Origin of the sequence: Streptomyces mobaraensis NBRC 13819 = DSM 40847 (assembly GCF_017916255.1) — a bacterium.
Taxonomy (GTDB): domain Bacteria; phylum Actinomycetota; class Actinomycetes; order Streptomycetales; family Streptomycetaceae; genus Streptomyces; species Streptomyces mobaraensis.
On sequence record NZ_CP072827.1, the window covers coordinates 1582309 to 1606982 of the forward strand.

Here is a 24674-nt window from a genome sequence, read left to right on the forward strand (position 1 = left end):
CTCCCATATAGATGCCTAGGCATATGGTTCCTCGGCATGCTCTGGTGATGGAGGCGGCAATGAGCAGGCGACAGCGCGCGGAGATCGACGCGATGGTCCGGCGGCCCCGGCCCGAGACCCCCCGATCAATGGAGGAACTCCGCGCCGGATTCAGGGCGATGATGGCCGAGATGATCGTCCCGGCCGGGATCCGGACCCGGACCACGACGCTCGGCGACCGGCCCGCGCTGCTCGTCGAGCCGGCCGGCACTCCGGAGGCCGGGACGATCCTCTACTTCCACGGCGGCTCCTACGTGGCCGGTTCACCGGAGACGGCGATGTCGCTGACGGGGAACCTGGTGACCGGAACGGGGTTCAGGGCGCTCTCGCCGGACTACCGGCTCGCCCCTGAACACCCCTTCCCGGCCGCGATCGAGGACGGACTGAGCGCCTACCGCGCGCTCCTCGACAGCGGCGAGGCCCCTTCGGCGATCGCGTTCGCCGGGGACTCCGCCGGCGGCGGCCTCACCGTCACCACCTGCCTCGCCGCTCGCGACGCGGGCCTGCCCCTGCCCGCCGCGATCGTGGCGTTCTCCCCCGGACTCGACATGACCCGGACCGGCGCGAGCATGGACGGCAAGGCGGGCGTCGATCCGTTCTTCACGCGTGAGGGCATGGAACGCACCGGGGCCATGTACCTCGCGGGACAGGACCCGCACCAGCCCCTGCTCAGCCCCGCCGTCCACGCCGACCTGACCGGTTTCCCGCCGATGCTCCTGCAGGCGGGCACCAACGAAATGCTCCTGGACGACTCCACGCGCATGGCCGCGCGCGCGAGGGAAGCCGGAGTGGACGTCATCCTGGACGTCACCGCCGACGTCCCCCACGTCTTCCAGGCGTTCGCCGGCGTCCTGGACGAAGCCGACGAGGCACTGGAGCGCGCCGCCCTCTTCCTCCGCCGGCGCGTCCGCGCCAAGGGCCTCACCGCGGGGTGAGGGCGCGAGACTGCGTGAGCATGTCCATCATGACAGGTCAGAGGCGTATTTCGTAGGACGGAACGCACAGTTCGCGAGCCTTGTCCGGTCCGCTCCCCGACTCCCAGAATCTCCCTCGTGAACCGCCAGGAGACAGGGGGAACATGGGGAAGATCGATCACGACGCGGTATTGCGGGCCCGCGTGCTGCTGCTGGGTTCCGGCCGGCTGAGCCTGCCCGAACAGGTGGGCGCGTACCGGGTACTGGCGGAGGTGAACGCGAAGGCGTACGCCCCGAAGCTGGTCGACGCGCTCCTCTGGATGAGTTACGAGAGCCGGGACCCGGCAGCGATCCTGGCGCTGACCGCCGAGGCAGTCGAGGCGGGCCGGAGGATGGAGGCGGGGACGCCGAACCGGGCGGAACGGCTGTGCAGGGCGCTGGACGCCTACCAGTCGGCCCTGTTCGCCGTCGGGCGCCGAGCGGAGGGGCGCGCGGTCTGCGAGGAGATGGCCGAGGCCGGAAGGACCGGGGAGTTGGCGATCATCCTGGCCGAGGAGGGCCGCTTCGCGGAGGCCGCGGAGCTCAACGAGCGGGCAGCCCGGAACGGTGAACCGCACCACCGCTTCCGGAACTTGGTCGAGTGGGCGGCGAACCTGGAGGGCGCCGGCCGGCACGACGCGGCATCGGCCGTCTTCCGCGAGCTGCTCGACGAGTCCCGGCGCGAGGCCGCCGATCAGCGCGAGGCGCTGACCGTACTCACCTGGGAACTGGTGCACTTCTCCCGGATGCGGGAGGCCGCCGGGCACGAGGCGGACGCCGCGGACGTCCGGCGGGAGGCCCTGGCCGTTCTGGAGGAGCTGGCGACGACGGGCGAGTCACGAAGCTGGAGTTGCGTCCTCTCGTGGTGGGTCACCCTGTTCGCCCTGTCGGGGCGGGCCGACGAACCGCTCGCGAGTGCCGAGTCCCCGATGCCGGTGTTCGGCACCGGCCTTCACAGGTCGCGCAGCACGTGGAACGCCTTTCTCGGCACCCTGCCGGAACTCGAAGCGGAGGCGGCGGACTTCCGCGAGGCCGGCCGGCTGCCCGAACTGGTCGACGTCCAGCGCAGGATCACCCTCCGCGCGGCCCTCCGCGACGGCGATCGCCACTGCCGGTTCGAGGAGCGCTTCAAGCCGTACTTCGCCAAGGGCGTGGCCCTAGCCCGCCGCCTGCCCGACGACCCCGCACGTCTCGCCCGGGCCCTGACGGACCGCTCGATGTTCCTCGTCGCGGCGCGGTCCTTCGAGAACGCGTACGCCGACTTCGCCGAGGCCGTCACCCTCCTCGACCTCCGGTAGTCCCGTCCCGGGCCACCGGAAGGCTCTGTCCGCCGAGCGATGTGTGCGGCGCCGTTGCACGGGCATTACGACGACGGCGACAATCGAACACAACGTCAACCATTACGGTGCCACGCATCCGGTTCCGCCGACCGGCACCCGCTCCCGCCCTTATGCTCTGGCCCGCCCAGGCCCTGGGGAACCGGCTCTTTGACGTAGGGGACGCGACCATGCCCGAGAACAGGCCGTTTGACTCGTTCCAGAGGCGTGCCAACGAACTCGGTGACGCCATCAGGTCTCACCGGCTCGCCAAGGGCTGGTTGCAGAAGCAGCTGGGCAAGGCGGTCGCACTCGACAACACGGCCATCTCGCACTTCGAGAGGGGCACTCACGTGCCCCGCCGCGACGTCACCCTCCGGATCGACCACGCGCTGGGAGCGGGTGGGGCCATCTTCAAGCTTCGTGACGAGATGGATGACAATCCCGACTCCCCGCGCTGGCAGAAGTTCCTGAGTTCGCAGTCGGGCGCACGCACGATCTACCACGTCAGCAACATCATGCCGGCGGTTCTGGAGACGCCGGAGCACACCCGGGCGGCACTTGAGCGCGGCTTGGAGTTCTACGGCGGTTCGCTGGAAGACAAACTCGCCTACCGCGCCGAGCTGCGAAGCACTCTTCTGACACCCGACCCGCCACGCTTCGGGTGTGTCCTCTGGGAGTCCGCCCTGCACATCGTCACCGGCGGTCCCCAGGTGATGCGGGCACAGCTCCTGCACGTGATCGAGCGTTCTCACGAGGCGCATATCGATGTGAGGATTCTGCGCTTCGCGGACAGCGCCGGGCTGCCGGACACCGGAACGGCAGTGGTCTGGACGCGACCGAACGGTTCCATGCGCGCATGGCGCGACGAATCAGGCAGCCCTGGCGTGTTCATCAGCGACAAGAAGCGAGTCTCGAACCTTGCCCTCTTCTGTGATCAACTGCGTTCCCGCGCGCTTGATCAGGAAGAGTCAACGGCCCTTACCCGAAAGACTGTTGAGGATCTATACCCGTGTCGACTCCATACTCTGCCTTGTCCAAAGCCGCCTGGCGGTCCAGCACCCACAGCGGCAACGGCGGCCAATGCCTCCAGGTCCCCGTCGAAAAGGTCTCCGGCCTCATGCCGGTCCGCGACTCGAAGCGCCCGGACCGGGCCACCTTGACGTTCCCCGACGCGGCCTGGACCCGCTTCGTAGCCGCCATGACCGAACCGAACGGGGCCCTGGCACGCTGAGCGTCACCGCCCGCCGCCGAGGCCGTCGCACTCCCCGTACGCCGTGAGGCCGATGCTAACTGCGGCCCAGCATCTCGGCGTTGAGGACGGTCCCGCCCAGGCTCCAGCCGCCGTCGGCGACCTCCTCGAGGATCACGAGCGTGGTGGCGCGGGCCCGTTCCCCGTACACGTCGGCGAACGCGTCGGTGACGGCGTCCCGCAGCTTCTTCTTGGACTCGTCCGTGAGCGTGTCGGCGGGAACCTTGAGGTTGGCGAAGGGCATGGCGAAGTGTTCCTTCCAGGGGTGAGGTGAATCGTTCGGGTGTGTGGGGGGGGGGACGTCGTCTCAGGCCATGCCGCCGTTCGCCCGCAGGATCTGGCCGTTGACCCAGTGCCCCTCGGGGCTGGTGAGGAAGGCGACCACGTGGGCGATGTCGTCCGGCGTCCCCAGGCGCTCCAGCGCGGGGGCCTTCGCCAGCGTCTCGATCTGCTCCTCCGTCTTGCCGTCCAGGAACATGTCGGTCGCCGTGGCACCGGGCGCGACGGTGTTGACGGTGACGTCCCGGCCGCGCAGCTCGCGCGCGAGGATCAGGGTCATCGCCTCGACGGCGCCCTTGCTGGCGGCGTAGGCGCCGTAGGCCGGGAACTGGGTGGCGACCACGGAGGTCGAGAAGGCGACGAAGGAGCCGCCCGCGCGCAGCCGGCGGGCGGCCTGCTGCGCCACGACGAAGGTGCCGCGGATGTTGGTGCGGTGCATGGCGTCGAGCACGCTCAGGTCGAGGTCGGCGATCGGGGACAGGGCCAGCCGCCCGGCGCAGTGCACGACGACGTCCACGCCGCCGAACTCCTCGTGCACCCGGTCGAACGCGGCGTTGACGGCGTGTTCGTCGGCGACGTCGGCCTGGATCGCGATCGCCCGGCCGCCCGCCTCGGTGATCGTCCGCACGGTTTCCCGTGCGGAGGCGGAGTCCCGTGCGTAGTTGACGGCCACGGTCAGGCCCTCGCGGGCCAGGCGCTCGGCGACGGCGCGTCCGATGCCGCGTGAGCCGCCGGTGACGACGGCGACCCGGCGGGGCGCGTCGGTGTCGGGTCCGGTTCCGGTTTCGGTGGCGGTGTCGGTGGGGTTCATGTCTTCCACGATGCGGCGCGCGGCGCGGGCGTGCCAGGGGATGCCATCCCCTGCCTCGGCGGCGCGCCGGCCGGACGCCATCGCGCAGACTGGGTGGGTGGTTTCCCTGAAGTACACCGAGCTCGGCGCTTTCCTCCGCTCGCGGCGTGAGCGCATCCGCCCCGAGGACGTCGGCCTGGTCGCGGGCCCGCGGCGGCGGGTGCCGGGGCTGCGCCGCGAGGAGGTCGCCCAGCTCGCGGGCGCCTCGGCCGACTACTACAACGAGCTCGAACGAGGCGCGGGGTCACAGCCGTCGGAGCAGATGCTCGCCGCTCTGGCCCGGGCGCTGCGGCTGACGTCGGACGAGCGCGACTACCTCTACCGCCTCGCCGGGCGTCCCCTGCCGGCGCCCGGCGGGCCGCGGTCGCACGTGCACCCCGGGATGACGGACCTGCTCACCCGGCTGACCTCGACTCCGGCGCAGGTGATCACCGATCTGCACGTCACGCTGGTGCAGAATCCGCTCGCCGTCGCCCTGCTCGGCGATCAGTCGGGGTTCCGGGGCAGGGAGGCGAGTTTCGTCTACCGGTGGTTCACGGATCCCGGGGCGCGCCGGCTCTATCCCGCGGCCGATCACGATGCGCAGTCGCGGTCGTTCGTGGCCGATCTGCGGGCCGCTTCGGCGCGGCGTGACGCGAAGGATCCGGAGGCCCGGGCCCTGATCGACGATCTGGTGGGCCGCTCGGCCGAGTTCGCCGCGCTGTGGGCGCGGCACGAGGTCGGGGTTCGGCGGGGGGATCGGAAGCGGATCGATCACCCCGCGCTGGGGGTGGTGGAGGTGAACTGTCTCAATCTGTGCAGTGAGGATGGGCGGCAGAGGTTGTTGTGGTTCACGCCGGCGGTGGGGACGGACAGTGCGGGCAAGTTGGAGTTGCTCGGTGTCATAGGCCCCGGTCCCGCCCTTTCTCCGTTTCCCGGGGCTGCGCCCCAGACCCCCTGATCGCGGCTTCGCCGCTCGTCCTCAAACGCCGGACGGGCTGATCAGGGCGCCCACTCCAGCCCGTCCGGCGTTTGAGGACAACCGCGCGGAGCGCGGTTTCGGGGGTGCGGGGGCTTGCCCCCAGGAATCGGCGAAGTGGGGGTGCCCCCTCTGGGGGAGGGACCGGGGCACCGCCCGCCGCAGGCCCCTACGGCACGATCACCAGCTTTCCCCGCGTGTGCCCCTCCGCGCTCCGCCGCTGCGCCTCCGCGGCCCGCTCCAGCGGGAACACCTCCGCCACCTCCACGCACAGCCGTCCCCGCTCCGCCAGGTGCCCCAGGGCCGCCAGGTCCGCCGCGTCGGGGCGGACCCAGAGGAGCCGGCCGCCCATTTCCGTCACGGCGGGGTCGGCGATCGAGACCAGGCGGGCGCCGGGGACGGTGATGCGGGAGGACGTCTTGATGACGCCGCCTCCGACGAAGTCGAGGACGACAGAGGCACCCTCCGGGGCGAGTGCGCGGAAGCGGTCGACGAGGCCGTCCCCGTAGGCGACGGGCTCGGCGCCGAGCGAGCTCAGGTAGGCGTGGTTGCGCTCGCTCGCGGTGCCGATCACGCGGGCGCCGGTGTTCCGGGCGAGCTGGACGGCGAGGGAGCCGACGCCACCCGCGGCCGCGTGGATGAGGACGGTGTCGTCGGGGCCGACGCGGGCGGCGCGCAGCGCCTGGTAGGCGGTGAGGCCGGCCAGCGGCAGCCCCGCCGCCTGCTCGAACGAGACGTTGGCCGGTTTGCGGGCCAGGGTGCGCACCGGTGCGGCGACGAACTCGGCGTAGGTGCCGCGCGAGAGGAAGTCCTCCCGGACGTAGCCCATGACCTCGTCGCCGACCTGGAACTCGGGGGTGTCCGCGCCGAGCCGGACGACGATCCCGGACACGTCCCAGCCGGGGACGACCGGGAAGACCGCGTCGAGCTGCCCGTCCAGGTAGCCGGCCTGGGCCTTCCAGTCGACCGGGTTGACCGCCGCCGCCCTGACCCCGATGAGCACGGAGTCCGGGCCGATCTTGGGTTCGGGGACCTCGCCGTACTCCAGGACCTCGGGTCCGCCGTAGGCGCGGTAGCTGACAGCCTTCATGGTGATGCTCCTCGGGTCCTTGCGTCCTCGGGTCCTGGGTCCTGGGTCCTCGGGTCGGCGAGCGGGTCTCAGCGCGTGGCGTCTGCCGTTCCAGCGCCTGCCGTTTCAGCGTCCGCCGCCGGAGCGGAGCCCGCCACCGCAGTGGACCGCAGGGTGTGAATCGTCCGCAGTCCGAGCGCGGCCACCAGGGAGACCAGCGCGAACGCCGCGGCGGCGATCACGAAGGTCAGGGTGAACTGACTCTCGGCCGGCAGCTTGGGCAGGCCGGGCGGCAGGTGCTCGACGCTCTTGGAGGCCAGCACGGTGGTGACCATGGCACTGCCGATGGCGCTGCCGGTGGAACGGGAGATGGAGTTGATGCCGTTGGCGATGCCGGTCTGGTGGGGCGGCACGCTGCCGACGATCACGGCGGGCATGGCCGCGTAGCCGAAGCTGATGCCGGCGCCGACCAGCATCCCGCCGGCGATCACCGAGAACGCGTGGTCGTGGTCGACGACGAGCCAGGCGAAGCCCAGGGCGCCGGCGAGCGAGGCCAGGTAGAGCACCGGCCGGGGGCCGTGCTGCCGGACCAGCTTGCCGCCGACGGGCGCGGCGAGCAGCGAGACGAGCGTGCCGGGGAGCAGGAACTCGACGGAGGCCCGCAGGATGCTGGCGTCGAAACCGTACCCGGTGAGCTTGGACGGCATCTGGACGAGGTACGAGACGCCGATGAACAGGGCGAACGAGCCGAAGCCGACGAGCAGCCCGGCGAGGTTGGCGAAGAGGACCGGCCGGTGGGCGAACATCCGCATGTCGACCAGCGGCTCCTTGACCTTCCGCTCGACGAGCGTCCACACGACGGCCATGATCACCGCACCGGCGAAGCAGCCGAGGGTGCGGCCCGAGGACCAGCCCCACTCGTGGCCCTGGGAGACGGGCAGCAGGAGCAGGACGAGGGTGGCGGCCAGGGTGAGGGCGCCGAGGACGTCCGTCCGGCCGCCGGTGGTCTCACGGGTGGCGGGGACGAGCGTGGCGACGGCGATCAGGGCCAGCGCGGCGAGGCCGGTGGCCAGCCAGAAGGCGCTGCGGTAGTCGGGGTGGTCGCCCGAGGTGAGCAGGCCGACGGCGACCAGGGCGAGGCCGCTGCCGAACGCCAGGGTGCCGCTGACCAGGGCCATCGCACCGGGCAGCCGGGCCGGGCGGATCTCCTCGCGGAGCACGGACAGGGCCAGCGGGAAGATCGCGGTGGCGGCGCCCTGGAGTACCCGGCCGACGATCAGCCAGAGCAACGAGTGGGTGGTGGCGGCCAGCACGGATCCGGCCACCATGACGACGAGGACGCCGACGAGCGTCTGCTTCTTGCCGTGCTGGTCGCCGAAGCGGCCGAGCAGCGGGGTGAAGACGGCGGCGGAGAGCAGGGTCGCGGTGGTGACCCAGCTGACGTTGGCCGGGGTCGTCTCCAGATCGCTCTGGATCAGGCCGAGGATCGGCACCACCAGGGTCTGCATCATCGAGACCACCATGGCGGCCAGGCTCAGGGCGAAGACGACGACCGTCTCGCTCCGCTGCCGGGCCGGGGTGGCGGGCGCTGGTGTGGTCATGGCCGGTTCGTTCCTCCGTCTGTTTCATGCCATTGATGCTTCACGACATTGATGCTTGAGGTCGTCAAGCAACTGGGCAACGGTAGGCCCGATACTTGAGGTCGTCAAGTTAATGGTTTAAGCCATCAAGCTCTTCAGTAGACTGCCGTCATGACCGCCACGCCCTCCCCCAGCAAGTCCGAGCTCCTGGAACTCGTGGCGGCACTCGGCACCGCCCAGTGGCAGGACTTCTCCGCCTCCGCCGCCCGGCACGGCCTCACCGGCGTCCAGGCCAAGCTGCTCGCCCAGCTCAAGGGGCCGGTCCCGATGCGCGGGCTGGCCGCCCTGCTGGTCTGCGACGCGTCCAACGTCACCGGCATCGTCGACCGGCTGGAGGCCCGCGGCCTGGTCCGCCGGGAGCCCGACCCCTCCGACCGCCGGGTGAAGAACGTGGTCGCCACGGACGAGGGCCGGGAGACCATCCGCCGGGTCAGGGAGGAGATGCGGGCCACCCACGACGCCCTCGACTCCCTCGACGAGGAGGAGCGGGCCGTCCTGCACGGGCTGCTGGAGCGGCTGCGCACGGGCCTGGAGCGCCGGGGCTGAGCGAGCGCCGCAGCCCAGCGGACACCCGGGCCGAGCGAGCGCCGCAGCCGAACCGGCACCGGGATCGAGCAAGCACCGGAGCCGAGCGGAGCCCGCTCTCCCATATCCGCGCGTCCGTCCGTATTCTGACGGCCGGTCCGGTTCCGCGCACTCGGCGCGGCCCGGGCGCACCCCGAGGAGAGGCGCGCACGATGTCGAGCACCAGCACCCCCCTGTCCGGCTCCCACGGGGCCGACGGACCGAGCGCGGGAACGGAGAAGACCGCTCCCACCGGCCCGGACGCCGTCCCCGCCCCCTACACCGTGCCGCTGGCGCCCGGGGTGAGCGCCTACGTCCAGCCCGACGGCGGCTGGTGCCTGAACAACGCGGGCTTCGTCACCGACGGCGGCCGCACCCTGCTGATCGACACCGCCCCGACCGTCCGCCGCGCGGAGCTGCTGCGCGACGCCGTCGCGGCGAGCGGTGCCCCGGCGCCCTCCCTCGTCGTCAACACCCACCACCACGGCGACCACACCTACGGCAACTGCGTCTTCGCCCCCGAGGCGACGATCGTCGGGCACGCCGGCTGCCGTGAGCAGACCCTCGCCGTCGGCCCGCAGCTGCACGCCATCTGGCCGTGGGTCGAGTACGGCGACGTCCGGATCACCCCGGCCACCCTCACGTACACCGACGAACTCACCGTGCACATCGGTGACACCGAGGTCCGGCTGATCCACCCGGGCCCGGCGCACACGGTCGGCGACACCGTCGTCTGGCTGCCGGAGCGGCGGATCGTGTTCACCGGCGACCTGGTCTTCAACGGCGGGACGCCGTTCATCCCGTTCGGCTCGCTCAGCGGCTCGCTGGCCGCGCTGGACGTGCTGCGCGGCCTGGACGCCGAGACCGTCGTCCCCGGCCACGGACCGGTGACCGACCCCGGTGTGTACGACACCGTGGAGCGCTACTTCCACTACGTCGCGGAGCTGGCGCGGGCCGGGCACGCGGCGGGGCGCACCCCGCTGGAGGTGGCGCGGGAAGCCGACCTCGGCGAGTTCGCGGCGCTCCAGGAGAGCGAGCGGCTGGTCGGCAACCTGCACCGGGCCTACGCCGAGCTGGACGGGCTGCCGCTGGGCGCGCCGCTCGACCTGCCCCTGGTGCTGCGGGACATGGCCGAGATGAACGGCGGCAGGCCGCTGGCCTGCCACGCGTGACACCCCGGCCGGTCCGGCGGCGCGTTACGGCCGGAGCGCCCGCAGCAGGAGGTCGGCCAGGTGGTCGCCGACCTCCCGGGGCGTCATCGGCCCGTCCGGGCGGTACCAGCTGCCGAGGTGGTGCAGTGAGCCGAAGTGGTAGTCCACCACCAGGTCGGCGGGGGTCGCCCGGCTGAAGACGCCCGTCCGCTGCCCCTCCTCGATGAGCGCCCGGAACCGCTCGTGGTAGCGCCGGCGTTCGGCCCGGACCCGCCGGTACTGCTCGGGGCCGAGCTGGTGCATGGACCGGAAGAAGATCTTCGTGTCGTCCAGGTTCTCGATGGTCGTCACCGCCACGTCCGCCGCCGCGTCGCGCAGCCGCTGCTCGACCGGCGCGTCCCGGCCCGCGACGGCGTCGAGCCGTTCCTGCTGCTGGCGCAGGACCCGGGCGTAGATCTCGTGCAGCAGGTCGTCCTTGGACCCGAAGTAGTGGTACAGCGCGCCCTTGGTGACCCCGGCCGCCTCGACGATCTCCTGCACGGAGGTCCGGTCGTAGCCCTGGTCCGCGAACAGCCGGGTGGCGGCGGCCAGCAGCCGCTGCGGTACCGGCCGCCCGGCGCAGGCCGACGCCCCGTACGGTCCCGTCCTCCCGTTGCGCTCCACTCTCTTCATCGTTCCCACCCCTTTGTCGCCTGTGTCGCTGATGTGCCGCGCCGGCCGGCGCGGCTCCCCCGGGGGGATCTTGCCACTCACGCGTTCGATCGTTCCGGGCAGGACCCCCGCCTGGGCCGGGAGTTGGGGCGGCGGGCGGGAGTGACGAGGGGTGGCGAACCGCCGGACGAACGCAGGAACGGACGCAAGAAGGCTGGACAGCCCCTCTTGACAGCAGGACCATGCGCGCACACCGGACCGGCACAGGGGGCGCCATGGCGGACATGAGTGTGCATCCGTACTGGGAACTGACCTTCGGCAAGGACGGAAGCGTCGACACCGGCGAGCGGGACGCCCTGCTCCGGGACGTCGTCCAGGAAGTCACCGATCGAAACCTCACCGACTTGGTCATCTTCGCGCACGGCTGGAACAACACCCGCGCCACGGCCACCGCCCTCTACACCCGCTTCTTCGCCCCCTTCCCCACCCTCCTCAACGGCCTCACCGCCCCCGGAGACCGGCCGCGCGTCGGCTACGTCGGCGTCATCTGGCCCTCGCTCCGCTTCGCCGACGAGGCGCCGCCCTTCCTGGCCGGCCTGTTCACCGCCGCCGACGGGCCCGGCCTGCCGCCCGGCACCCGGGAGGCACTGGCCCTGGCCTTCCCCGGCCGGGAGGCGGTGATCGGCAGGCTGGCGGAGCTGGCCGAGCGGCAGCCCGAGGACCGGGCCCGGCTGGAGGAGTTCACCGGTCTCGTCCGCACCCTGGTCAGCCCCCGGCCCCGGGAGGGCGGACGGGACGGGAGCGCCGACGACGCGTGGGCGCGGGACACGGCGTCCGAACCGACCGTCCCGGCCATGTTCACCGACAGCGCGGTGGAGGTCTGCGGCCGGTTCGCGGACGCGCTGGAGGCCACCGGCTCCGCGCCGGCCCCCGGCCTCTTCGGCGGCGCCCTCGGCCGGGTCTGGCGCGGCGCGCTCGAACTGCTGCGGCAGGGCACCTACTGGGAGATGAAGCGGCGGGCCGGTGTCGTCGGGCGGCAGGGTCTCGGCCCGGCGGCGGGCGAACTCGCCGGGCGCGGCCCGCGGGTGCACCTGGTCGGGCACAGCTTCGGCGCCCGGCTGGTCGCGTTCGCGGTCGGCGGCCTGCCCGACGGCGTCCGGGTCCGGTCGCTGACCCTGCTCCAGGGCGCGTTCTCGCACTACGCCTTCTCGCCCCAGCTGCCGTTCGCGCCCCGCCGGGGCGGCGTCCTGGAGGGGACGGCCGACCGGATCGACGGCCCGCTCGTCTGCTGCCACTCCTCGCACGACAGCGCCCTCGGGACCCTCTACCCCCTCGCGTCCCGGCTCGCCGGCGACGCCGACTCGCTGCTGGGCCTCGACCTGACCCGCTGGGGCGCCCTCGGCTACCAGGGGATGCGGGACATGCCGGGCTGCCCGGCCGTCCCCCTGGCCGAGGCACTGGGGGACGGGATGCCCACGGACGGCTGTGTGAACGTCGACGCCTCGGAGGTCGTCCGGAGCGGCGGTCCGCCCGCCGGCGCCCACAGCGACATCTGCCACGAAGAGCTCGCACGTGTCGTCCTCCGCGCCGGACTGGGCATGCGCTAGCGGACGGGACCGACCCGCGCCGCGCCGGAGGGATCCGAATCGCGCCGCGATACGTCCCTACCGTGTCGGCCCTCAGCGGCCGGCGGCGCCAACAGAGGACGTCCGAGTCCGCTCGCCGGAGGTGGGAAGCAGTGGCAGGTTTCAGAGCTCTCGCACGAGAGGTGCGCAACCCGGGGAACACCATCGCTCTGCGACGGACGTCGCTCCGCAAGTGCCTCGAACGCTTCGCCCCGTACGGACACCGGGCCACCTGGCACCACCTGTGCGCCGGGGCCGGCCTGGCCCCCGACGACCGCGCGCCCGACCCCGTGCGGCTGATCCGGGCCCTGGAGGAACTGGAGGAGGCGCGGGAGGTGTGGCTGGCCTACGAGGTGGAGTTCGCCGGCCGCCGCCGCCGCGAGAAGCACGACGGCATCCGCCAGCCCTCCGCCCTCGACGACTGGCACCGCAACACGTGGGGCGGGTGTGACATCGTCCCCTGCGCCTCCCCCGACCTCCAGCCGCACGCCCGGCTGGCGGACGTGCTGCGGCGGGTGATCGACGCCATGGAGTCGGCGCCCGGGGACTGCTGCCCGGTCTGCGCACAGGAGCGCATCGAGTGGCGGACGGGACTGGAGCGGCATCCATGGGAGGGGCCGGTGTGCACGGACTGCGGGATCGTGGTGCCGGTCGCCGTCCTCACCCCGGCGGCGCTGGCCGCGGCCCGGCGGTACGCGTTCGCCCCCCGGTACGCGGACGCGGTGGCGTGAGGACGTGAGGAGGGGACGGCGGGTGCGCGGGCGTCCCCGGTGGGCGGCGCCCGCGGCACCCCCGCCGCCCGTCCCCGTCAGCACCCGTCAACGCCCGCCAGCACCGGTCAACTCGGCAGCGCCCGTCAGCTCAGCAGCGAACCACAGCCGCGCCCGCCGAAGCGGTCGTCCGGATTGGACAGCGCGCACGTCTCCAGCGAGAGGCACCCGCAGCCGATGCACCCGTCGAGCCGGTCCCGCAGCCGCTCCAGCCGTTTGATCCGCTCGTCGAGTTCGCCGCGCCACGCCTCGGACAGCTCCGCCCAGTCCTCGGCGGTGGGCGTGCGCTCCTCCGGCAGCCGGGCCAGCGCCTCGCGGATCGTCGCCAGCGGGATGCCCACCCGCTGCGCGGCCCGGATGAATGCCACCCGGCGCAGGGTGTCGCGCTCGAACCGGCGTTGGTTGCCGGCCGTGCGGCGGCTGCTGATCAGCCCCTTCGCCTCGTAGAAGTGCAGGGCCGAGACGGCGGCGCCGCTGCGGGCCGCCAGTTGCCCGACGGTCAGTTCGTGCAGGGTGGTCGGTATCTGTGGCACGCTCCCGACCCTACGTCAGCGTGCCGGCGTCCGGCGCGGGCCGATGGCCGACCATGCGCAGGGCCAGCCCCGCGTAGAGGTCGCCGACCTCCTCCGGGGTGCGCTCGCCGCCGTCGCGGAACCAGCGGGCGACGTCGACGCAGAGGGAGAGCAGCGCCAGGCTGGTGCCGCGCACATCGGGGACGTCGAACTCCCCGGTCCGCACGCCGTCTTCGACGATGGAGCGGAGTACGGCGTCGGTCTCCCGGCGCAGCGCGGTGATCTCGGCCCGGTGCTCCCCGGCGAGCGCCCCCAGTTCGTACTGGACCACCCGGGCGGTGGTGTGGTGCTCGGCGTGCCAGCGCACGAACGTCCGTACCGCGTCGGCCAGCCGCTCCGCCGGACCGCCGGACCCGTCGCGGGCGCGGGTGAGGAGGGAGAGCGCGAGCCGGTGGCCCACTCCGCTGATGCGGTGGAGGAGGTCCTCCTTGGTGCGGAAGTGGATGTAGAGGGCGGCGGGGCTCATACCGGCCCGGCCGGCGATGTCCCGGGTGGTGGTGGCGTGGTAGCCGCGCTCGGCGAACGCCTGGACGGCCGCGGTGAGCAGCCGCCGGGCGGCGTCGGGCGTGACGTCGGCCCACTCCTCGGTCCGTGCGCCCCCGGCGTCCATACGGCCCCCCTCTGCTCGGCTCTCCCCGGCCCCTCCCCCTCCGGAGGGAACGACACCTTATCCCGCCCCTGAGCAGCCGCTCCGTCCGCGTACGGGCGGGCGGGCGCGGGCATGCTGCCCTCAGGCGGCGGACGGTTCGAGCGCGGGATCGAGCCCGGACGAGCCCGACGGGCACGGACAAGGGGGATGGCATGGCGGGAGGACGGTTCAGGACGGCGGTACGGGGCCGGGCGGCCGGGGCGCGGCGGGACGGGCTGCCCCTGGCGGCGGCCGTGCTGACGGGCACGGTGGCGCTCCTCATGCTGCTCGTGGTCTTCGGCAACGTCACGGACTTCGACACCAACCGGCAGTTCGTCCGGCACGTCCTCGCGATGGACACGACGTCCGGCGACGACCACCTGACCTGGCGGGCCGTCACCTCGCACCCCCTCCAGGACGCCGCCTACCTGCTGATCATCGCCTGGGAGGCGCTGACGGCGGCGGTCCTGACGGTGGCGACGGCGCGGTGGCTGCGCGGGACACGGCACGGTCCGCTCGGACCGGCCCGGCGCGCCACGACGCTGGGGCTGGTGCTGTACCTGCTGCTGTTCGGGGTGGGCTTCCTGGCCGTCGGCGGCGAGTGGTTCGCGATGTGGCAGTCGTCGCGGTGGAACGGGGTGCCGGCGGCGGAGCGCCACGTGGTGCTGGGCGGGCTGACGCTGCTGGTCGTCCACCTGCCGGGGCTGCGGGACGACGTCGCGGGCTGAGCGTGCGGGCCTCCCCGGCGGCCGGGACGTCAGAAGACCACCAGGGAGCGCCCGCCGCGCCCGGCGAGCATGGCGTCGAACGCGTCGGGGATGTCGTCGAGCCCGATCCGCCGGGTGATCAGTGCCGACAGGTCGAACCGTCCCTCCCGGACGTGCTCGGCGAGGACGGGCAGGTCGCGGGCGGGGTCGGTGTTGCCGTAGACGCAGCCGGCCAGGGTGCGGCCGGAGTGGAAGAGTTCCAGGGGGGAGAAGGCGACCCGCTGGTCCCGGCCGCCGACGCCCACGACGGTGGTGCGTCCGCCGCGCCGGGTGGCGGTCCAGGCGGTCCGGATGGTCTCGGGCCGGCCCACGCACTCGATCGCCACGTCCGCGCCGTGCCCGCCGGTCAGTTCGCGGACCCGCGCGACCGCGTCGTCGCCGGCGGGGACGAAGTCGGTGGCGCCGCAGGACCGGGCCAGTTCCTCCTTCTCGGGGGAGACGTCCACGGCGATCACCTGTCCCGCGCCCGCGAGGCGCGCGGAGCGCACGGTGGCGAGCCCGACCCCGCCGACGCCGACGACCACCACCGACTCCCCCGCCCGCACCCGGGCGCTGTGGTGGACCGCGCCGTAGCCGGTGAGCACGGCGCAGCCCAGCAGCGCCGCGTCGGTCAGCGGCACGCCGGCGGGCAGCGGCAGCACGGCTGCCGCCCGGACCACGGTCTCCTCGGCGAACACGGCGGTCCCCAGGGCCGGGTGGAGCGGCGTGCCGTCGCCGCCGAGCGTGGCGTAGGGCTCGGTGGGGGTGAGGGACTCGGCGCACAGCCACGGCTCGCCGATCCGGCAGAAGTGGCAATCCCGGCAGGCGGGCGCCCAGTTGAGCACCACCTCGTCCCCCGGCGCCACATGCGTCACGCCCTCCCCGACGGCGGTGACCGTCCCCGACCCCTCGTGTCCGAGCACGGCCGGGACAGGCTGCCGCAGTGTCCCGTTGGCGAGGGACAGGTCCGAGTGGCACACCCCGGCGGCGGCGATCCGCACCCTCACCTGCCCCGGCCCCGGGTCCGGCAGTTCGATCCCGGTCACGCGGAGCGGGGCACCTATGGCGGTCAGGACGGCGGCGCGGGTCACGGGCGGTCACCTCTCGGTCGGGGGCCCGCCCGGCGCGCCGGGCGCACCGGGGACGGGCCGGCGGGACGTGCGCGGACGGGGGGTGCCCCGACCGGGCCACGGGCCTCGGGCGCCCCCCACAAACCGTGGCTCAGCCTAGGCCCCCGGCCCTCGGCCGTCACGACCGCCCGTGGCCCCTCCCTGGGAGCGCGCCCCGGTCCCGCCCTTTCACCGTTTCGTGCGGGGGCAACCCCCCGCACCCCCGCAACCGCGCTCCGCGCGGTTGTCCTCAATCGCCGGACGGGCTGAAATCAGCCCGTCCGGCGATTGGGACCGGGGCACCCTCAACCCCCCGGCTCCACCACATCCCGCTCCCCCACGTTCTCCACCTGATCCTGCTGAGCGATGTCCGGATGATGCAGATCGAACGCCGGCGACTCCGACCGAATCCGCGGCAGCGTGCAGAAATTGTGCCTCGGCGGCGGACAAGCGGTCGCCCACTCCAGCGACCGCCCGTACCCCCACGGATCGTCCACGTCGACCCGCTTCCCGTACCGCCCGGTCTTCCAGACGTTGTAGAGGAACGGCAGCGTGGAGAGCCCCAGCAGGAACGAACCGATCGACGAGACGGTGTTCAACGCCGTGAAGCCGTCCGCGTCGAGGTAGTCCGCGTACCGGCGCGGCATCCCGGAGGCGCCCAGCCAGTGCTGGACCAGGAAGGTCATGTGGAACCCGGCGAAAAGCGTCCAGAAATGCATCTTCCCCAACCGCTCGTCCAGCATCTTGCCGGTGAACTTCGGCCACCAGAAGTGGAATCCGGCGAACATGGCGAAGACGACGGTCCCGAACACCACGTAATGGAAGTGCGCGACCACGAAGTACGAGTCCGTCACGTGGAAGTCCATCGGCGGGGAGGCCAGGATGACGCCGGTCAGGCCGCCGAAGAGGAAGGTGACCAGGAAGCCGGTCACCCAGAGCATCGGCGTCTCGAAGGAGAGCGAGCCCCGCCACATGGTGCCGATCCAGTTGAAGAACTTCACCCCGGTGGGGATGGCGATCAGGAACGACATGAAGGAGAAGAAGGGGAGCAGTACCGCGCCCGTGGGGAACATGTGGTGCGCCCACACCGTCACGGACAGCCCGGTGATGGAGACCGTCGCGCCGATCAGCCCGGCGTAGCCGAAGATCGGTTTACGGGCGAAGACCGGGATGATCTCGGTGACGATGCCGAAGAACGGCAACGCGATGATGTAGACCTCGGGATGGCCGAAGAACCAGAACAGGTGCTGCCAGAGGATCGCCCCGCCGTTGGCCGGATTGTAGATCTGCGCGCCGAATTTCCGGTCGGCCTCCAGGGCCAGCAGGGCGGCGGCCAGGACCGGGAAGGCGAGCAGCACCAGGACGCCGGTGAGCAGCACGTTCCAGGTGAAGATCGGCAGGCGGAACATGGTCATGCCGGGTGCCCGCATGCAGATGACGGTGGTGATGAAGTTGACCGAGCCGAGGATCGTGCCGAAGCCGGAGAAGACCAGTCCCATGATCCACAGATCGGCGCCGACGTTCGGCGAGTGCGCCCCGTCCGACAGTGGCGTGTAGGCGAACCACCCGAAGTCGGGCGCGCCGTCCGGGGTGAGGAACGAGGCGACGGCGATCAGCGAACCGAGCAGGTACAGCCAGTAGGCGAACATGTTCAGACGGGGGAACGCCACGTCGGGCGCGCCGATCTGCAGCGGCATGATCCAGTTCGCGAACCCGGCGAACAGCGGGGTGGCGAACATCAGCAGCATGATGGCGCCGTGCATCGTGAACGCCTGGTTGAACTGCTCGTTGGAGACGATCTGGAGGCCGGGGCGGGCCAGTTCCGCGCGCATCACCAGGGCGAGGATCCCGCCGATGCCGAAGAAGGCGAACGACGTCGCCAGGTAGAGGGTGCCGATCTTCTTGTGGTCCGTCGTGCCGAGCCAGTCGATCGCCGCCGCGCCCACGCCCCGCGCGGGGTCCCGTTCGGGTGCCTCGTGCCGCGTCGTCGTACTCGCCATGCGCGTCCTTCCGCCTGTCTCCGAAGGCGGAAGGGCACGCCGCCCCCACCACCCGCCGGGCCGCCCGCGTGAGCGGGACCCGTCACCGTGATAGGGCACGGCCGTGAAGGCGGCCGTTGATTGCGCCGGGCGTGGGCGCGGCCGTGCGCCGCGCCCGCACCGCGGCTCAGAGCTGGAGCGACTTCGTCTTCAGGTACTCCAGGAGCCCGTGGACGCCCAGCTCGCGCCCCACGCCCGACTGCTTCCAGCCGCCGAAGGGCGCCAGGATGTTGAAGTCGCCGCCGTTGACGTCGACCCGGCCGCACTCCATCCGGCGGGCGAAGGCCACGGCCTCGTCGCGGTCGGCCGCCCAGACGGCGCCGGACAGGCCGTACTCACTGTCGTTGGCGAGGCGCAGGGCCTCCTCGGTGTCGCGGTAGCGGAGGAAGGACAGGACCGGGCCGAAGATCTCCTCGCGGACGACGGTCATGTCCGGGGTGACGTCGGCGAGGACGGTGGGGCGCACGTAGTAGCCCTTGTCCAGGCCCTCGGGTGGCTCGGCGCCGCCGGCGGCCACGCGGGCGCCCTCCTCGGCGCCCTTGCGGAGCAGTTCCCGCACCCGGTCCCGCTGCCGGGCGCTGACGACCGGGCCCAGCCGGCGGTCGGGGTCGGTGGGGTCGCCGGGCACGTACGCGGCGACGGCCTCGACGGCGAGGGCCACCGCCTCGTCGTAGTGGTCGGTGTGCACCAGGGTGCGGGTGAGGGCGTTGCAGGACTGGCCGGCGTTGCGGACGACGTCGGCGACGTTGGCGCGGACGGCCGTGGCGAGGTCGGCGCCGGGGAGGATGACGTTGGCCGATTTGCCGCCGAGTTCGAGGGCGACGCGTTTGACGGCGCCCCCGGCGAGGGCGCCGATCCGGCGGCCGACGGCGGTGGAGCCGGTGAAGGAGACCAGGTCGACGTCCGGGTGCTCGGCCAGCGGCTGCCCGGCCTCCGGGCCGTACCCGGTGACCAGGTTGAACACCCCGGCGGGCAGGCCCGCGGCGGCCACGCACTCGGCGAAGAGGCGGGCGGTGAGCGGGGTGTACTCGGCGGGCTTGAGGACGACCGTGCAGCCCGCGGCGAGGGCGGGCGCGACCTTGGCGACGATCTGGTGGAGCGGGTAGTTCCAGGGGGTGATCGCGCCGACGACGCCGGCCGGCTCGTGGAGGACGGTCGAGGTGCCGATCCGCTCCTCGAAGGCGAAGCCCGCGGCCAGCTCGGCGTAGGAGCGGGCGACGGCGACCGGCAGTCCGGCGTGGACGCGCCGGGCGAAGCCGATGGGCGAGCCGAGTTCGGTGGTGACGGTGGCGGCGATCTCCTCCTGGCGGGCGGCGAGGGCGTCGGCCAGGGCGGTGAGGTGGGCGCCGCGCCGGGCGGGCGCGGTGCCGGCCCAGCCGGGCAGGGCGGCGCGGGCGGCCCGGACGGCGTCGTCGACGTCCTCGGCCGTGCCGGCCGGCACGCTCGCGACGACCTCCTCGGTCGCGGGGTTCTCCACCTCGATCCGGCCGGTCCCCCGGGCGGGCCGCCAGGCTCCGTCGACGAACATCCCGTCATACGCGGTCACAGGGCGTCTCCTCGCGTTCGCGGTGGGCGTGGGTGCCGGGGGCGCGGGGTGCCGGGCCCACGGCGGGACTGCCAACCTAACCGGCCCCCCGGTCGGCACCAAGAGGCGGACCGGCTTCATCCGTTCCGCGCGGAACACGGCGCTCAAGGTCCATTGACGCACCGGGCCCCGCAATCCTACGGTCTTGCAGAGGATTCCTCCGGCAGTGGGAGCACACGATGACCGGCACGGACAGAGAGCGGGCGCGCAAGACGGCCGAAGGGCTGGTCTACGCCTCGGGGTTCGGCAACGAGCACAGCGGCGAGGCCGTCCCCGGCGCGCTGCCGCACGGGCGCAACTCGCCCCAGCGGGCGCCCCTCGGGCTCTACGCGGAGCAGCTCAGCGGCTCCGCCTTCACCGAGCCCCGGCGGCACAACCGCCGGTCCTGGCTCTACCGGATCCGCCCGTCGGCCGCCCACCCCCCGTTCACCCGGACCGACAACGGCGGCCTGCGCGGCGCCCCCTTCACCGAGACCGTCCCCGACCCCAACCGGCTGCGCTGGAACCCGCTGCCGGAGCCCGCCGAGGGCACCGACTTCCTCGCCGGGCTGTGGACGCTGGGCGGCAACGGCGACGTCACCCAGCGCACCGGCATGGCCATCCACCTCTACGCGGCCAACGCCTCGATGACGGACCGGGTGTTCAGCGACGCCGACGGCGAGCTGCTGATCGTCCCCGAGCGCGGCGGGCTGCTGCTGCGCACCGAGTTCGGGCTGCTGCGCGCCGAGCCGGGGCATGTGGCGCTGATCCCGCGCGGGGTGCGCTTCCGGGTCGAGCTGCTCGACGAGACCGCGCGCGGCTACGTCTGCGAGAACTACGGGCAGCCGTTCACCCTGCCCGACCTGGGCCCGATCGGCGCCAACGGCCTGGCCAACGCACGGGACTTCCTCGCCCCGGTGGCCGCCTACGAGGACACCGAGGGGCCGGTCCGGGTGGTGAACAAGTTCTGCGGCAACCTCTGGGAGGCGGTCTACGACCACTCGCCGCTCGACGTCGTCGCCTGGCACGGCAACCTCGTCCCGTACGTCTACGACCTCCGCCGGTTCAACGTCATCGGGTCGATCAGCTACGACCACCCGGACCCGTCGATCTTCACCGTGCTCACCTCGCCGTCGGACACCCCGGGGCTGGCGGGCGTGGACTTCGTGGTGTTCGCGCCGCGCTGGCTGGTGGGCGAGGACACCTTCCGGCCGCCGTACTTCCACCGCAATGTGATGAGCGAGTACATGGGCCTGATCGAGGGCGCCTACGACGCGAAAGCGGAGGGCTTCGTGCCCGGCGGCGGCTCGCTGCACAACATGATGTCGGCGCACGGGCCGGACCGGGAGACCTTCGACAGGGCCAGCGCCGCCGAGCTCACGCCGCACAAGGTGGACGACGGGCTGGCCTTCATGTTCGAGACCCGGTGGCCGGTCACGCTCACCGCCCAGGCGGCGGGCGCCGGACATCTCCAGTCGGGGTACGACGACGTGTGGCAGGGTCTGGAGCGGCACTACCGCCCCTGAGACCCCCTGGGCCACCCATGAACCGCCCATGGGTCCCCCTGAACCACCGCAGAGCCGGAGCCCCCGTGACCACCTTCGCCCCCGACTCCCTGGCACTCAACCGCAAACTGCCGCTCTGGTACCAGGTGTCACAGTCGTTGCGCGCCTCCATACTCGGGCGCCGCCCGGACGACCCGCTGCGCCTGCCCACCGAGGACGCGCTCGCCGGGCACTACGGCGTGAGCGTGCTGACCATGCGGCAGGCCCTGAAGGAGCTGGAGGAGGAGGGGCTGATCAGCCGGCACCGGCGGCGCGGCACCTTCATCGAGCCGAGCGCCCGCCGGGGCTCCCCGGTGCGGCTGCTCGGCTCGGTGGACGCGATCGTGGCCCAGCAGTCGGGCGAACGGACCACCGTACTCGGCCACGGCCCGGCGCCGGTCCCCGGCGAGCTGGCCGAGCACTTCCCCGGGCTGGCGGAGGCGGTGGCGTTCCGGCGGTTGCGCCGGGACGGCGAGACGGACGAACCGGTCAACTGGGCGGAGAACTGGGTGCACCCCGAACTCGCCGGCCGGATCGACCTGGCGGACCTGGCCCGCTGGCCCATGACGAAGGTGCTGCGCGACGCCCTGGGGGTGCGGATCAGCCGGATCACGGACACCGTGGAGGCGCGGCTGGCCGACCCGGAGACCGCGCGGCTGCTCCAGGTGCCGCTGCTCAGCCCGATCCTGCACTACACGGGGATCACGTACGACGGGGACGGCCGGGTGGTGGACGTGGCCCGGATCCACTACCGCGGCGACCGCTTCTCGTTCACGGTGACGGTCGAGGCGCACTGAAACGCCCCCACGCGGGCGCGTAGGCGTGCGGACACGGTGGGTACGCGCACGGGTGCGCGCGAGCTCATGCCCGTACGAGCACGGGCGCACACGAGCACAGCCGCGTACGAGCACGGGGAACGCCGAGGAGCGTAGTCGGAACGCCTGGACCGCTGGACCGCCGAGCGCCGGGTGGGACGGTCAGGGGCGGCTGCCGAACAGCGACCGGCGGAGCCGGCGCAGGGGCGCGAAGAGGGCGACCCGCGCCGTGCGGCCGGAAGCGTCCGCCCGCGCGTGGTCGCGCGAGGTCAGCTCGCGCATCAGCAGAGTCGCGCCCTCGGTCTCGCGCTGCGGCACGGCAGGGCCGGCGAGCACCGCGAGATGGCGTTCGAGACGGGCGCCTGAGGCGCCGCTCCCGTACTCGATGGCAGGCACACGCGGCCTGCTGCGCATTGTTATCTGGTCCATGAGACTCCCCACCCGTACGAGGCACCCGGCCAAGGCAGGGTAACCCTATCGCCCCATCGCGTCACCCGCGCATTCGCGAACGGATTCACCACCCCGTCAAGGGGGTTGACGACACTGGCCTGAACCTGTCGGACGGTGGCGGCTGACGGCCCGTCGGCAGCGGGGCTCGGCGGGCGGAAGTCACCCTCCGTCGCGGCGCGTTCACGCGGGCCGGAGGGACCGGCCACCCCGGTCCCCCGCGACGGCGGTCGCGGGGAACGGGGCGGCCGGGGCGGGACTCGGGCTGCCTCATACCACCTCAAGCAACCCCAGGCCGCCACAGGCCACCTCAGACAGCCTCAGGCGACCTCAGGCGACCTCAGGCGACCTCAGGCGACAGAGGAGAACACCGGCAGGTATCCGCCGGACTGCCCGGCGGCCGTCGGGTGGTAGGACTCGTCGACCGGCAGGGTCACGCTGCGCAGCCACGGGCTGCCCGAGCACAGCTCGTGGCCGGCGAAGGTGGTGTTGACGTCGCCGAAGGCGAAGCCGTGGTCGGCGGCCCGCTTGGCGGTGACGGAGTCGAGCAGGTCGGCGGCGTTGTTGATGGCCTTCCGCTTGGCCTCGCTCAGACCGACGCAGACCGCGTCGAGCTTGTAGAAGCGGGGGTAACCGAGGACGACGACGCGGGCCTTGGGCGAGCGGGCGCTGATGGCGGAGTAGACGGCGTCGAGCTTGGCGGGCAGTTCGTCGCGGATGAAGGCGCTCGCGGTGGCGATCCGGTCCAGGCAGACGCTGTCGCTGTTGAGGACGCAGGTGCTCATGGCGTCCGCGAAGCCGGCGTCGTTGCCGCCGACGCTGATGCTGACGAGGCCCGTCGTGGGGGTGAGGGGGGCCAGTTGCTTGCTGAGGACGTCCCCGGTGCGGGCGCCCGAACAGGCGGTGAAGGCGAACGACGCGGGTCTGTGCGCCGCCGACCACAGGGCCGGGTACGCCTTGTCACTGCGTTTGCAGTCGCCGCTGGACGACTGGTAGGAGCCGGCGCCGACGCCGGACGAGTACGAGTCGCCGAGGGCGACATAAGAAGGGGCCGCCCCGGGGGACGCGCCCTCCGGTGCGGCCTGGGCGGCGCCGGCGCCGCCGAGGGCGAGGGTCAGGGCGAGGGCCACGGCCGATGCGGCACCCGTGATGCGGTGCGATTTCATGGATCCTCCCTAGCAGGGGTCTCTGCCACCCCTGTGGTAGCAGCGACACGGAGCTGCCGGAAGTGTCCATGACAAAACTTGCGGCACACCCCCACTCCGGTGGCCGTCCGGTGAAGGAAGAAGGACGTGGCAGCCGCCCAGGACCGCGCGCCACCACCCGTCGAGGGTCAACGAGCGAACCGCACGATCACCCGAACAGCCGTCGCCCGAAAGCGCGTTGACGATCGCGCGGACGCGCCGGGCGTTCACCGGGAGGCAAGGCTCCGTTTGTGGCCGGGCACCGCGTCCAGAAGCCTGTTCGCCCGTCCTTCACGTCTTGACGGCCTTCGCCCGTTGCGCGACATTGAAGCCCGGCATCCGGCGCTTCGGGGGGCTAAGTCGCCAATGCAGAGCTTCAGCGATCCCATCGGTCTCGATGACAGCGATCTCCGTACCGCGGGCCGGGAACAGCCCGACGGGCCGCCCGGTGGACCGTCCGGCGCGAAACCGCCCGACGGACCGCCCGGTTCGGGACCACCGGGGCGTCCCGGAGCGGGCAGAGGCGGCGGCCCCCTCTCCCGTCCGGCCGCGGACTCCCTGCCCGTCGTCGCCGGGGCCGCCGCCGCGATGGCCGGGGCCGGCGCGGCGCTGGCGCTGCTGGACATCGGCTCGCCGCTGCGCGCGCCCTTCACCCTCTTCTTCCTGATCGTGGCGCCCGCCTGCGGCGTGGCCGCCGCGCTGCGCGGGCTCGACCCGCTCAGCCGCGCCGTGGTGGCCGCCGGCGGGGCCGTCGCGGTCGACCTGCTGACCGCCCAGACCATGCTCGCGCTGCACAGCTGGACGGTGCGCGGCGGGGTGGCCGCGGTCGCGGCGGTCAGCCTGCTCCTCTTCCTGCTGGCGCACGCCTGGCGCCACCGGGGGCGCGGCACGAGCGACCGGACGACCTGA

24 protein-coding genes and 1 pseudogene are annotated in these 24674 nt (G+C 72.8%); 13 read left to right on the forward strand and 12 right to left on the reverse strand.

Translation table 11 applies throughout. The features are described 5' to 3' along the window. The first annotated feature begins 59 nt into the window (after positions 1-59). From J7W19_RS06290 to J7W19_RS06300, 4 genes and pseudogenes are all read left to right on the forward strand, one after another. Positions 60-974 carry an alpha/beta hydrolase gene (locus tag J7W19_RS06290; protein WP_040890083.1) on the forward strand — a complete coding sequence of 305 codons (915 nt, stop codon included), beginning with the start codon at positions 60-62 and terminating at the stop codon, positions 972-974. Positions 975-1117: 143 nt separating this feature from the next. Beyond that, positions 1118-2290, forward strand: coding sequence for a hypothetical protein (locus J7W19_RS06295; RefSeq protein ID WP_004946020.1), 1173 nt, complete (start codon positions 1118-1120; stop codon positions 2288-2290). Between the two features lie 209 nt (positions 2291-2499). Next, positions 2500-3282 (forward strand): annotated as a pseudogene (locus J7W19_RS32765) (helix-turn-helix domain-containing protein); the annotation flags it as partial. Between the two features lie 38 nt (positions 3283-3320). After that, positions 3321-3542, forward strand: a complete 222-nt coding sequence (locus J7W19_RS06300) for a DUF397 domain-containing protein (RefSeq protein WP_040890080.1) — start codon at positions 3321-3323, stop codon at positions 3540-3542. A gap of 55 nt (positions 3543-3597) precedes the next feature. On the opposite strand, the gene J7W19_RS06305 is transcribed toward J7W19_RS06300, so the two are convergent. Further along, the gene (locus J7W19_RS06305; protein ID WP_004946014.1) at positions 3598-3804 is read right to left on the reverse strand and encodes a tautomerase family protein; all 207 of its coding nucleotides are present in this window, start codon (positions 3802-3804) and stop codon (positions 3598-3600) included. 63 nt (positions 3805-3867) lie between these two features. Then, on the reverse strand, positions 3868-4650 hold the full coding sequence (locus J7W19_RS06310; protein WP_040890101.1) for an SDR family oxidoreductase: 783 nt from the start codon (positions 4648-4650) through the stop codon (positions 3868-3870). 106 nt (positions 4651-4756) lie between these two features. On the opposite strand from J7W19_RS06310, the gene J7W19_RS06315 reads away from it, so the two are divergent. After that, on the forward strand, positions 4757-5629 hold the full coding sequence (locus tag J7W19_RS06315; RefSeq protein WP_051072626.1) for a helix-turn-helix transcriptional regulator: 873 nt from the start codon (positions 4757-4759) through the stop codon (positions 5627-5629). A 187-nt stretch (positions 5630-5816) separates the two neighbouring features. Here the strand turns inward: J7W19_RS06315 and J7W19_RS06320 are convergent, their stop codons facing one another. Together J7W19_RS06320 and J7W19_RS06325 are read right to left on the reverse strand one after the other, a co-directional pair. Next, positions 5817-6737 carry an NADP-dependent oxidoreductase gene (locus J7W19_RS06320; RefSeq protein ID WP_004946008.1) on the reverse strand — a complete coding sequence of 307 codons (921 nt, stop codon included), beginning with the start codon at positions 6735-6737 and terminating at the stop codon, positions 5817-5819. A 68-nt stretch (positions 6738-6805) separates the two neighbouring features. Beyond that, positions 6806-8317, reverse strand: coding sequence for an MFS transporter (locus J7W19_RS06325; protein ID WP_004946005.1), 1512 nt, complete (start codon positions 8315-8317; stop codon positions 6806-6808). 150 nt (positions 8318-8467) lie between these two features. On the opposite strand from J7W19_RS06325, the gene J7W19_RS06330 reads away from it, so the two are divergent. Both J7W19_RS06330 and J7W19_RS06335 read left to right on the forward strand, forming a co-directional pair. Then, positions 8468-8902, forward strand: a complete 435-nt coding sequence (locus J7W19_RS06330; RefSeq protein ID WP_004946003.1) for a MarR family winged helix-turn-helix transcriptional regulator — start codon at positions 8468-8470, stop codon at positions 8900-8902. A gap of 191 nt (positions 8903-9093) precedes the next feature. After that, complete coding sequence (locus tag J7W19_RS06335) at positions 9094-10092, forward strand: MBL fold metallo-hydrolase (RefSeq protein ID WP_004946001.1); 999 nt, start codon at positions 9094-9096, stop codon at positions 10090-10092. A 24-nt stretch (positions 10093-10116) separates the two neighbouring features. Here the strand turns inward: J7W19_RS06335 and J7W19_RS06340 are convergent, their stop codons facing one another. Continuing rightward, the gene (locus tag J7W19_RS06340) at positions 10117-10743 is read right to left on the reverse strand and encodes a TetR/AcrR family transcriptional regulator (RefSeq protein ID WP_051072623.1); all 627 of its coding nucleotides are present in this window, start codon (positions 10741-10743) and stop codon (positions 10117-10119) included. 254 nt (positions 10744-10997) lie between these two features. Here J7W19_RS06340 and J7W19_RS06345 point away from each other — a divergent pair, with 254 nt between their 5' ends. Together J7W19_RS06345 and J7W19_RS06350 are read left to right on the forward strand one after the other, a co-directional pair. Further along, the gene (locus tag J7W19_RS06345) at positions 10998-12329 is read left to right on the forward strand and encodes a hypothetical protein (protein ID WP_004945997.1); all 1332 of its coding nucleotides are present in this window, start codon (positions 10998-11000) and stop codon (positions 12327-12329) included. A gap of 131 nt (positions 12330-12460) precedes the next feature. Further along, positions 12461-13078 (forward strand): hypothetical protein, encoded by a 618-nt coding sequence (locus J7W19_RS06350; RefSeq protein ID WP_040890078.1) that lies wholly within the window; start codon positions 12461-12463, stop codon positions 13076-13078. Between the two features lie 125 nt (positions 13079-13203). Here the strand turns inward: J7W19_RS06350 and soxR are convergent, their stop codons facing one another. Both soxR and J7W19_RS06360 read right to left on the reverse strand, forming a co-directional pair. After that, positions 13204-13650 carry a redox-sensitive transcriptional activator SoxR gene (gene soxR / locus J7W19_RS06355; RefSeq protein ID WP_004945993.1) on the reverse strand — a complete coding sequence of 149 codons (447 nt, stop codon included), beginning with the start codon at positions 13648-13650 and terminating at the stop codon, positions 13204-13206. A 10-nt stretch (positions 13651-13660) separates the two neighbouring features. After that, entirely contained in the window at positions 13661-14299 is a 639-nt protein-coding gene (locus J7W19_RS06360; RefSeq protein ID WP_004945991.1) for a TetR/AcrR family transcriptional regulator, read from the reverse strand. Between the two features lie 191 nt (positions 14300-14490). On the opposite strand from J7W19_RS06360, the gene J7W19_RS06365 reads away from it, so the two are divergent. Further along, entirely contained in the window at positions 14491-15045 is a 555-nt protein-coding gene (locus tag J7W19_RS06365) for a DUF2165 domain-containing protein (RefSeq protein WP_004945990.1), read from the forward strand. A 29-nt stretch (positions 15046-15074) separates the two neighbouring features. Here J7W19_RS06365 and J7W19_RS06370 read toward each other — a convergent pair whose 3' ends face one another. The 3 genes from J7W19_RS06370 to J7W19_RS06380 all read right to left on the reverse strand — a co-directional run bounded on the left by J7W19_RS06370 (position 15075) and on the right by J7W19_RS06380 (position 19757). Further along, on the reverse strand, positions 15075-16154 hold the full coding sequence (locus J7W19_RS06370) for a Zn-dependent alcohol dehydrogenase (protein ID WP_004945988.1): 1080 nt from the start codon (positions 16152-16154) through the stop codon (positions 15075-15077). 323 nt (positions 16155-16477) lie between these two features. Then, positions 16478-18172, reverse strand: coding sequence for an aa3-type cytochrome oxidase subunit I (ctaD, locus tag J7W19_RS06375; protein ID WP_004945986.1), 1695 nt, complete (start codon positions 18170-18172; stop codon positions 16478-16480). A 166-nt stretch (positions 18173-18338) separates the two neighbouring features. Further along, a complete protein-coding gene (locus tag J7W19_RS06380) occupies positions 18339-19757 on the reverse strand; it encodes an aldehyde dehydrogenase family protein (RefSeq protein WP_004945985.1) in 1419 nt (472 codons plus the stop codon). A gap of 218 nt (positions 19758-19975) precedes the next feature. Here J7W19_RS06380 and hmgA point away from each other — a divergent pair, with 218 nt between their 5' ends. Together hmgA and J7W19_RS06390 are read left to right on the forward strand one after the other, a co-directional pair. Continuing rightward, positions 19976-21301 carry a homogentisate 1,2-dioxygenase gene (gene hmgA, locus J7W19_RS06385; protein WP_004945983.1) on the forward strand — a complete coding sequence of 442 codons (1326 nt, stop codon included), beginning with the start codon at positions 19976-19978 and terminating at the stop codon, positions 21299-21301. A gap of 65 nt (positions 21302-21366) precedes the next feature. Next, positions 21367-22116, forward strand: coding sequence for a GntR family transcriptional regulator (locus J7W19_RS06390; RefSeq protein ID WP_004945982.1), 750 nt, complete (start codon positions 21367-21369; stop codon positions 22114-22116). A gap of 180 nt (positions 22117-22296) precedes the next feature. On the opposite strand, the gene J7W19_RS06395 is transcribed toward J7W19_RS06390, so the two are convergent. Both J7W19_RS06395 and J7W19_RS06400 read right to left on the reverse strand, forming a co-directional pair. Next, positions 22297-22563, reverse strand: coding sequence for a hypothetical protein (locus J7W19_RS06395; RefSeq protein WP_004945980.1), 267 nt, complete (start codon positions 22561-22563; stop codon positions 22297-22299). 368 nt (positions 22564-22931) lie between these two features. Then, positions 22932-23747 carry an SGNH/GDSL hydrolase family protein gene (locus J7W19_RS06400; protein WP_004945977.1) on the reverse strand — a complete coding sequence of 272 codons (816 nt, stop codon included), beginning with the start codon at positions 23745-23747 and terminating at the stop codon, positions 22932-22934. Positions 23748-24131: 384 nt separating this feature from the next. Here J7W19_RS06400 and J7W19_RS32770 point away from each other — a divergent pair, with 384 nt between their 5' ends. Continuing rightward, positions 24132-24674: a hypothetical protein gene (locus J7W19_RS32770; RefSeq protein ID WP_004945973.1), complete on the forward strand. Its 543-nt coding sequence runs from the start codon at positions 24132-24134 to the stop codon at positions 24672-24674.

Bases quoted from the DNA above. Each gene is read 5' to 3' on its own strand.
- J7W19_RS06400 (WP_004945977.1), bottom strand. From the start codon at position 23,747: ATGAAATCGCACCGCATCACGGGTGCCGCATCGGCCGTGGCCCTCGCC.
- J7W19_RS06345 (WP_004945997.1), top strand. From the start codon at position 10,998: ATGGCGGACATGAGTGTGCATCCGTACTGGGAACTGACCTTCGGCAAG.
- J7W19_RS06290 (WP_040890083.1), top strand. From the start codon at position 60: ATGAGCAGGCGACAGCGCGCGGAGATCGACGCGATGGTCCGGCGGCCC.
- J7W19_RS06360 (WP_004945991.1), bottom strand. From the start codon at position 14,299: ATGGACGCCGGGGGCGCACGGACCGAGGAGTGGGCCGACGTCACGCCC.
- ctaD (WP_004945986.1), bottom strand. From the start codon at position 18,172: ATGGCGAGTACGACGACGCGGCACGAGGCACCCGAACGGGACCCCGCG.
- J7W19_RS06395 (WP_004945980.1), bottom strand. From the start codon at position 22,563: ATGGACCAGATAACAATGCGCAGCAGGCCGCGTGTGCCTGCCATCGAG.
- hmgA (WP_004945983.1), top strand. From the start codon at position 19,976: ATGACCGGCACGGACAGAGAGCGGGCGCGCAAGACGGCCGAAGGGCTG.
- J7W19_RS32770 (WP_004945973.1), top strand. From the start codon at position 24,132: ATGCAGAGCTTCAGCGATCCCATCGGTCTCGATGACAGCGATCTCCGT.
- J7W19_RS06310 (WP_040890101.1), bottom strand. From the start codon at position 4,650: ATGAACCCCACCGACACCGCCACCGAAACCGGAACCGGACCCGACACC.
- J7W19_RS06330 (WP_004946003.1), top strand. From the start codon at position 8,468: ATGACCGCCACGCCCTCCCCCAGCAAGTCCGAGCTCCTGGAACTCGTG.
- J7W19_RS06335 (WP_004946001.1), top strand. From the start codon at position 9,094: ATGTCGAGCACCAGCACCCCCCTGTCCGGCTCCCACGGGGCCGACGGA.
- J7W19_RS06305 (WP_004946014.1), bottom strand. From the start codon at position 3,804: ATGCCCTTCGCCAACCTCAAGGTTCCCGCCGACACGCTCACGGACGAG.
- J7W19_RS06325 (WP_004946005.1), bottom strand. From the start codon at position 8,317: ATGACCACACCAGCGCCCGCCACCCCGGCCCGGCAGCGGAGCGAGACG.
- J7W19_RS06340 (WP_051072623.1), bottom strand. From the start codon at position 10,743: ATGAAGAGAGTGGAGCGCAACGGGAGGACGGGACCGTACGGGGCGTCG.
- J7W19_RS06365 (WP_004945990.1), top strand. From the start codon at position 14,491: ATGGCGGGAGGACGGTTCAGGACGGCGGTACGGGGCCGGGCGGCCGGG.
- J7W19_RS06320 (WP_004946008.1), bottom strand. From the start codon at position 6,737: ATGAAGGCTGTCAGCTACCGCGCCTACGGCGGACCCGAGGTCCTGGAG.
- J7W19_RS06295 (WP_004946020.1), top strand. From the start codon at position 1,118: ATGGGGAAGATCGATCACGACGCGGTATTGCGGGCCCGCGTGCTGCTG.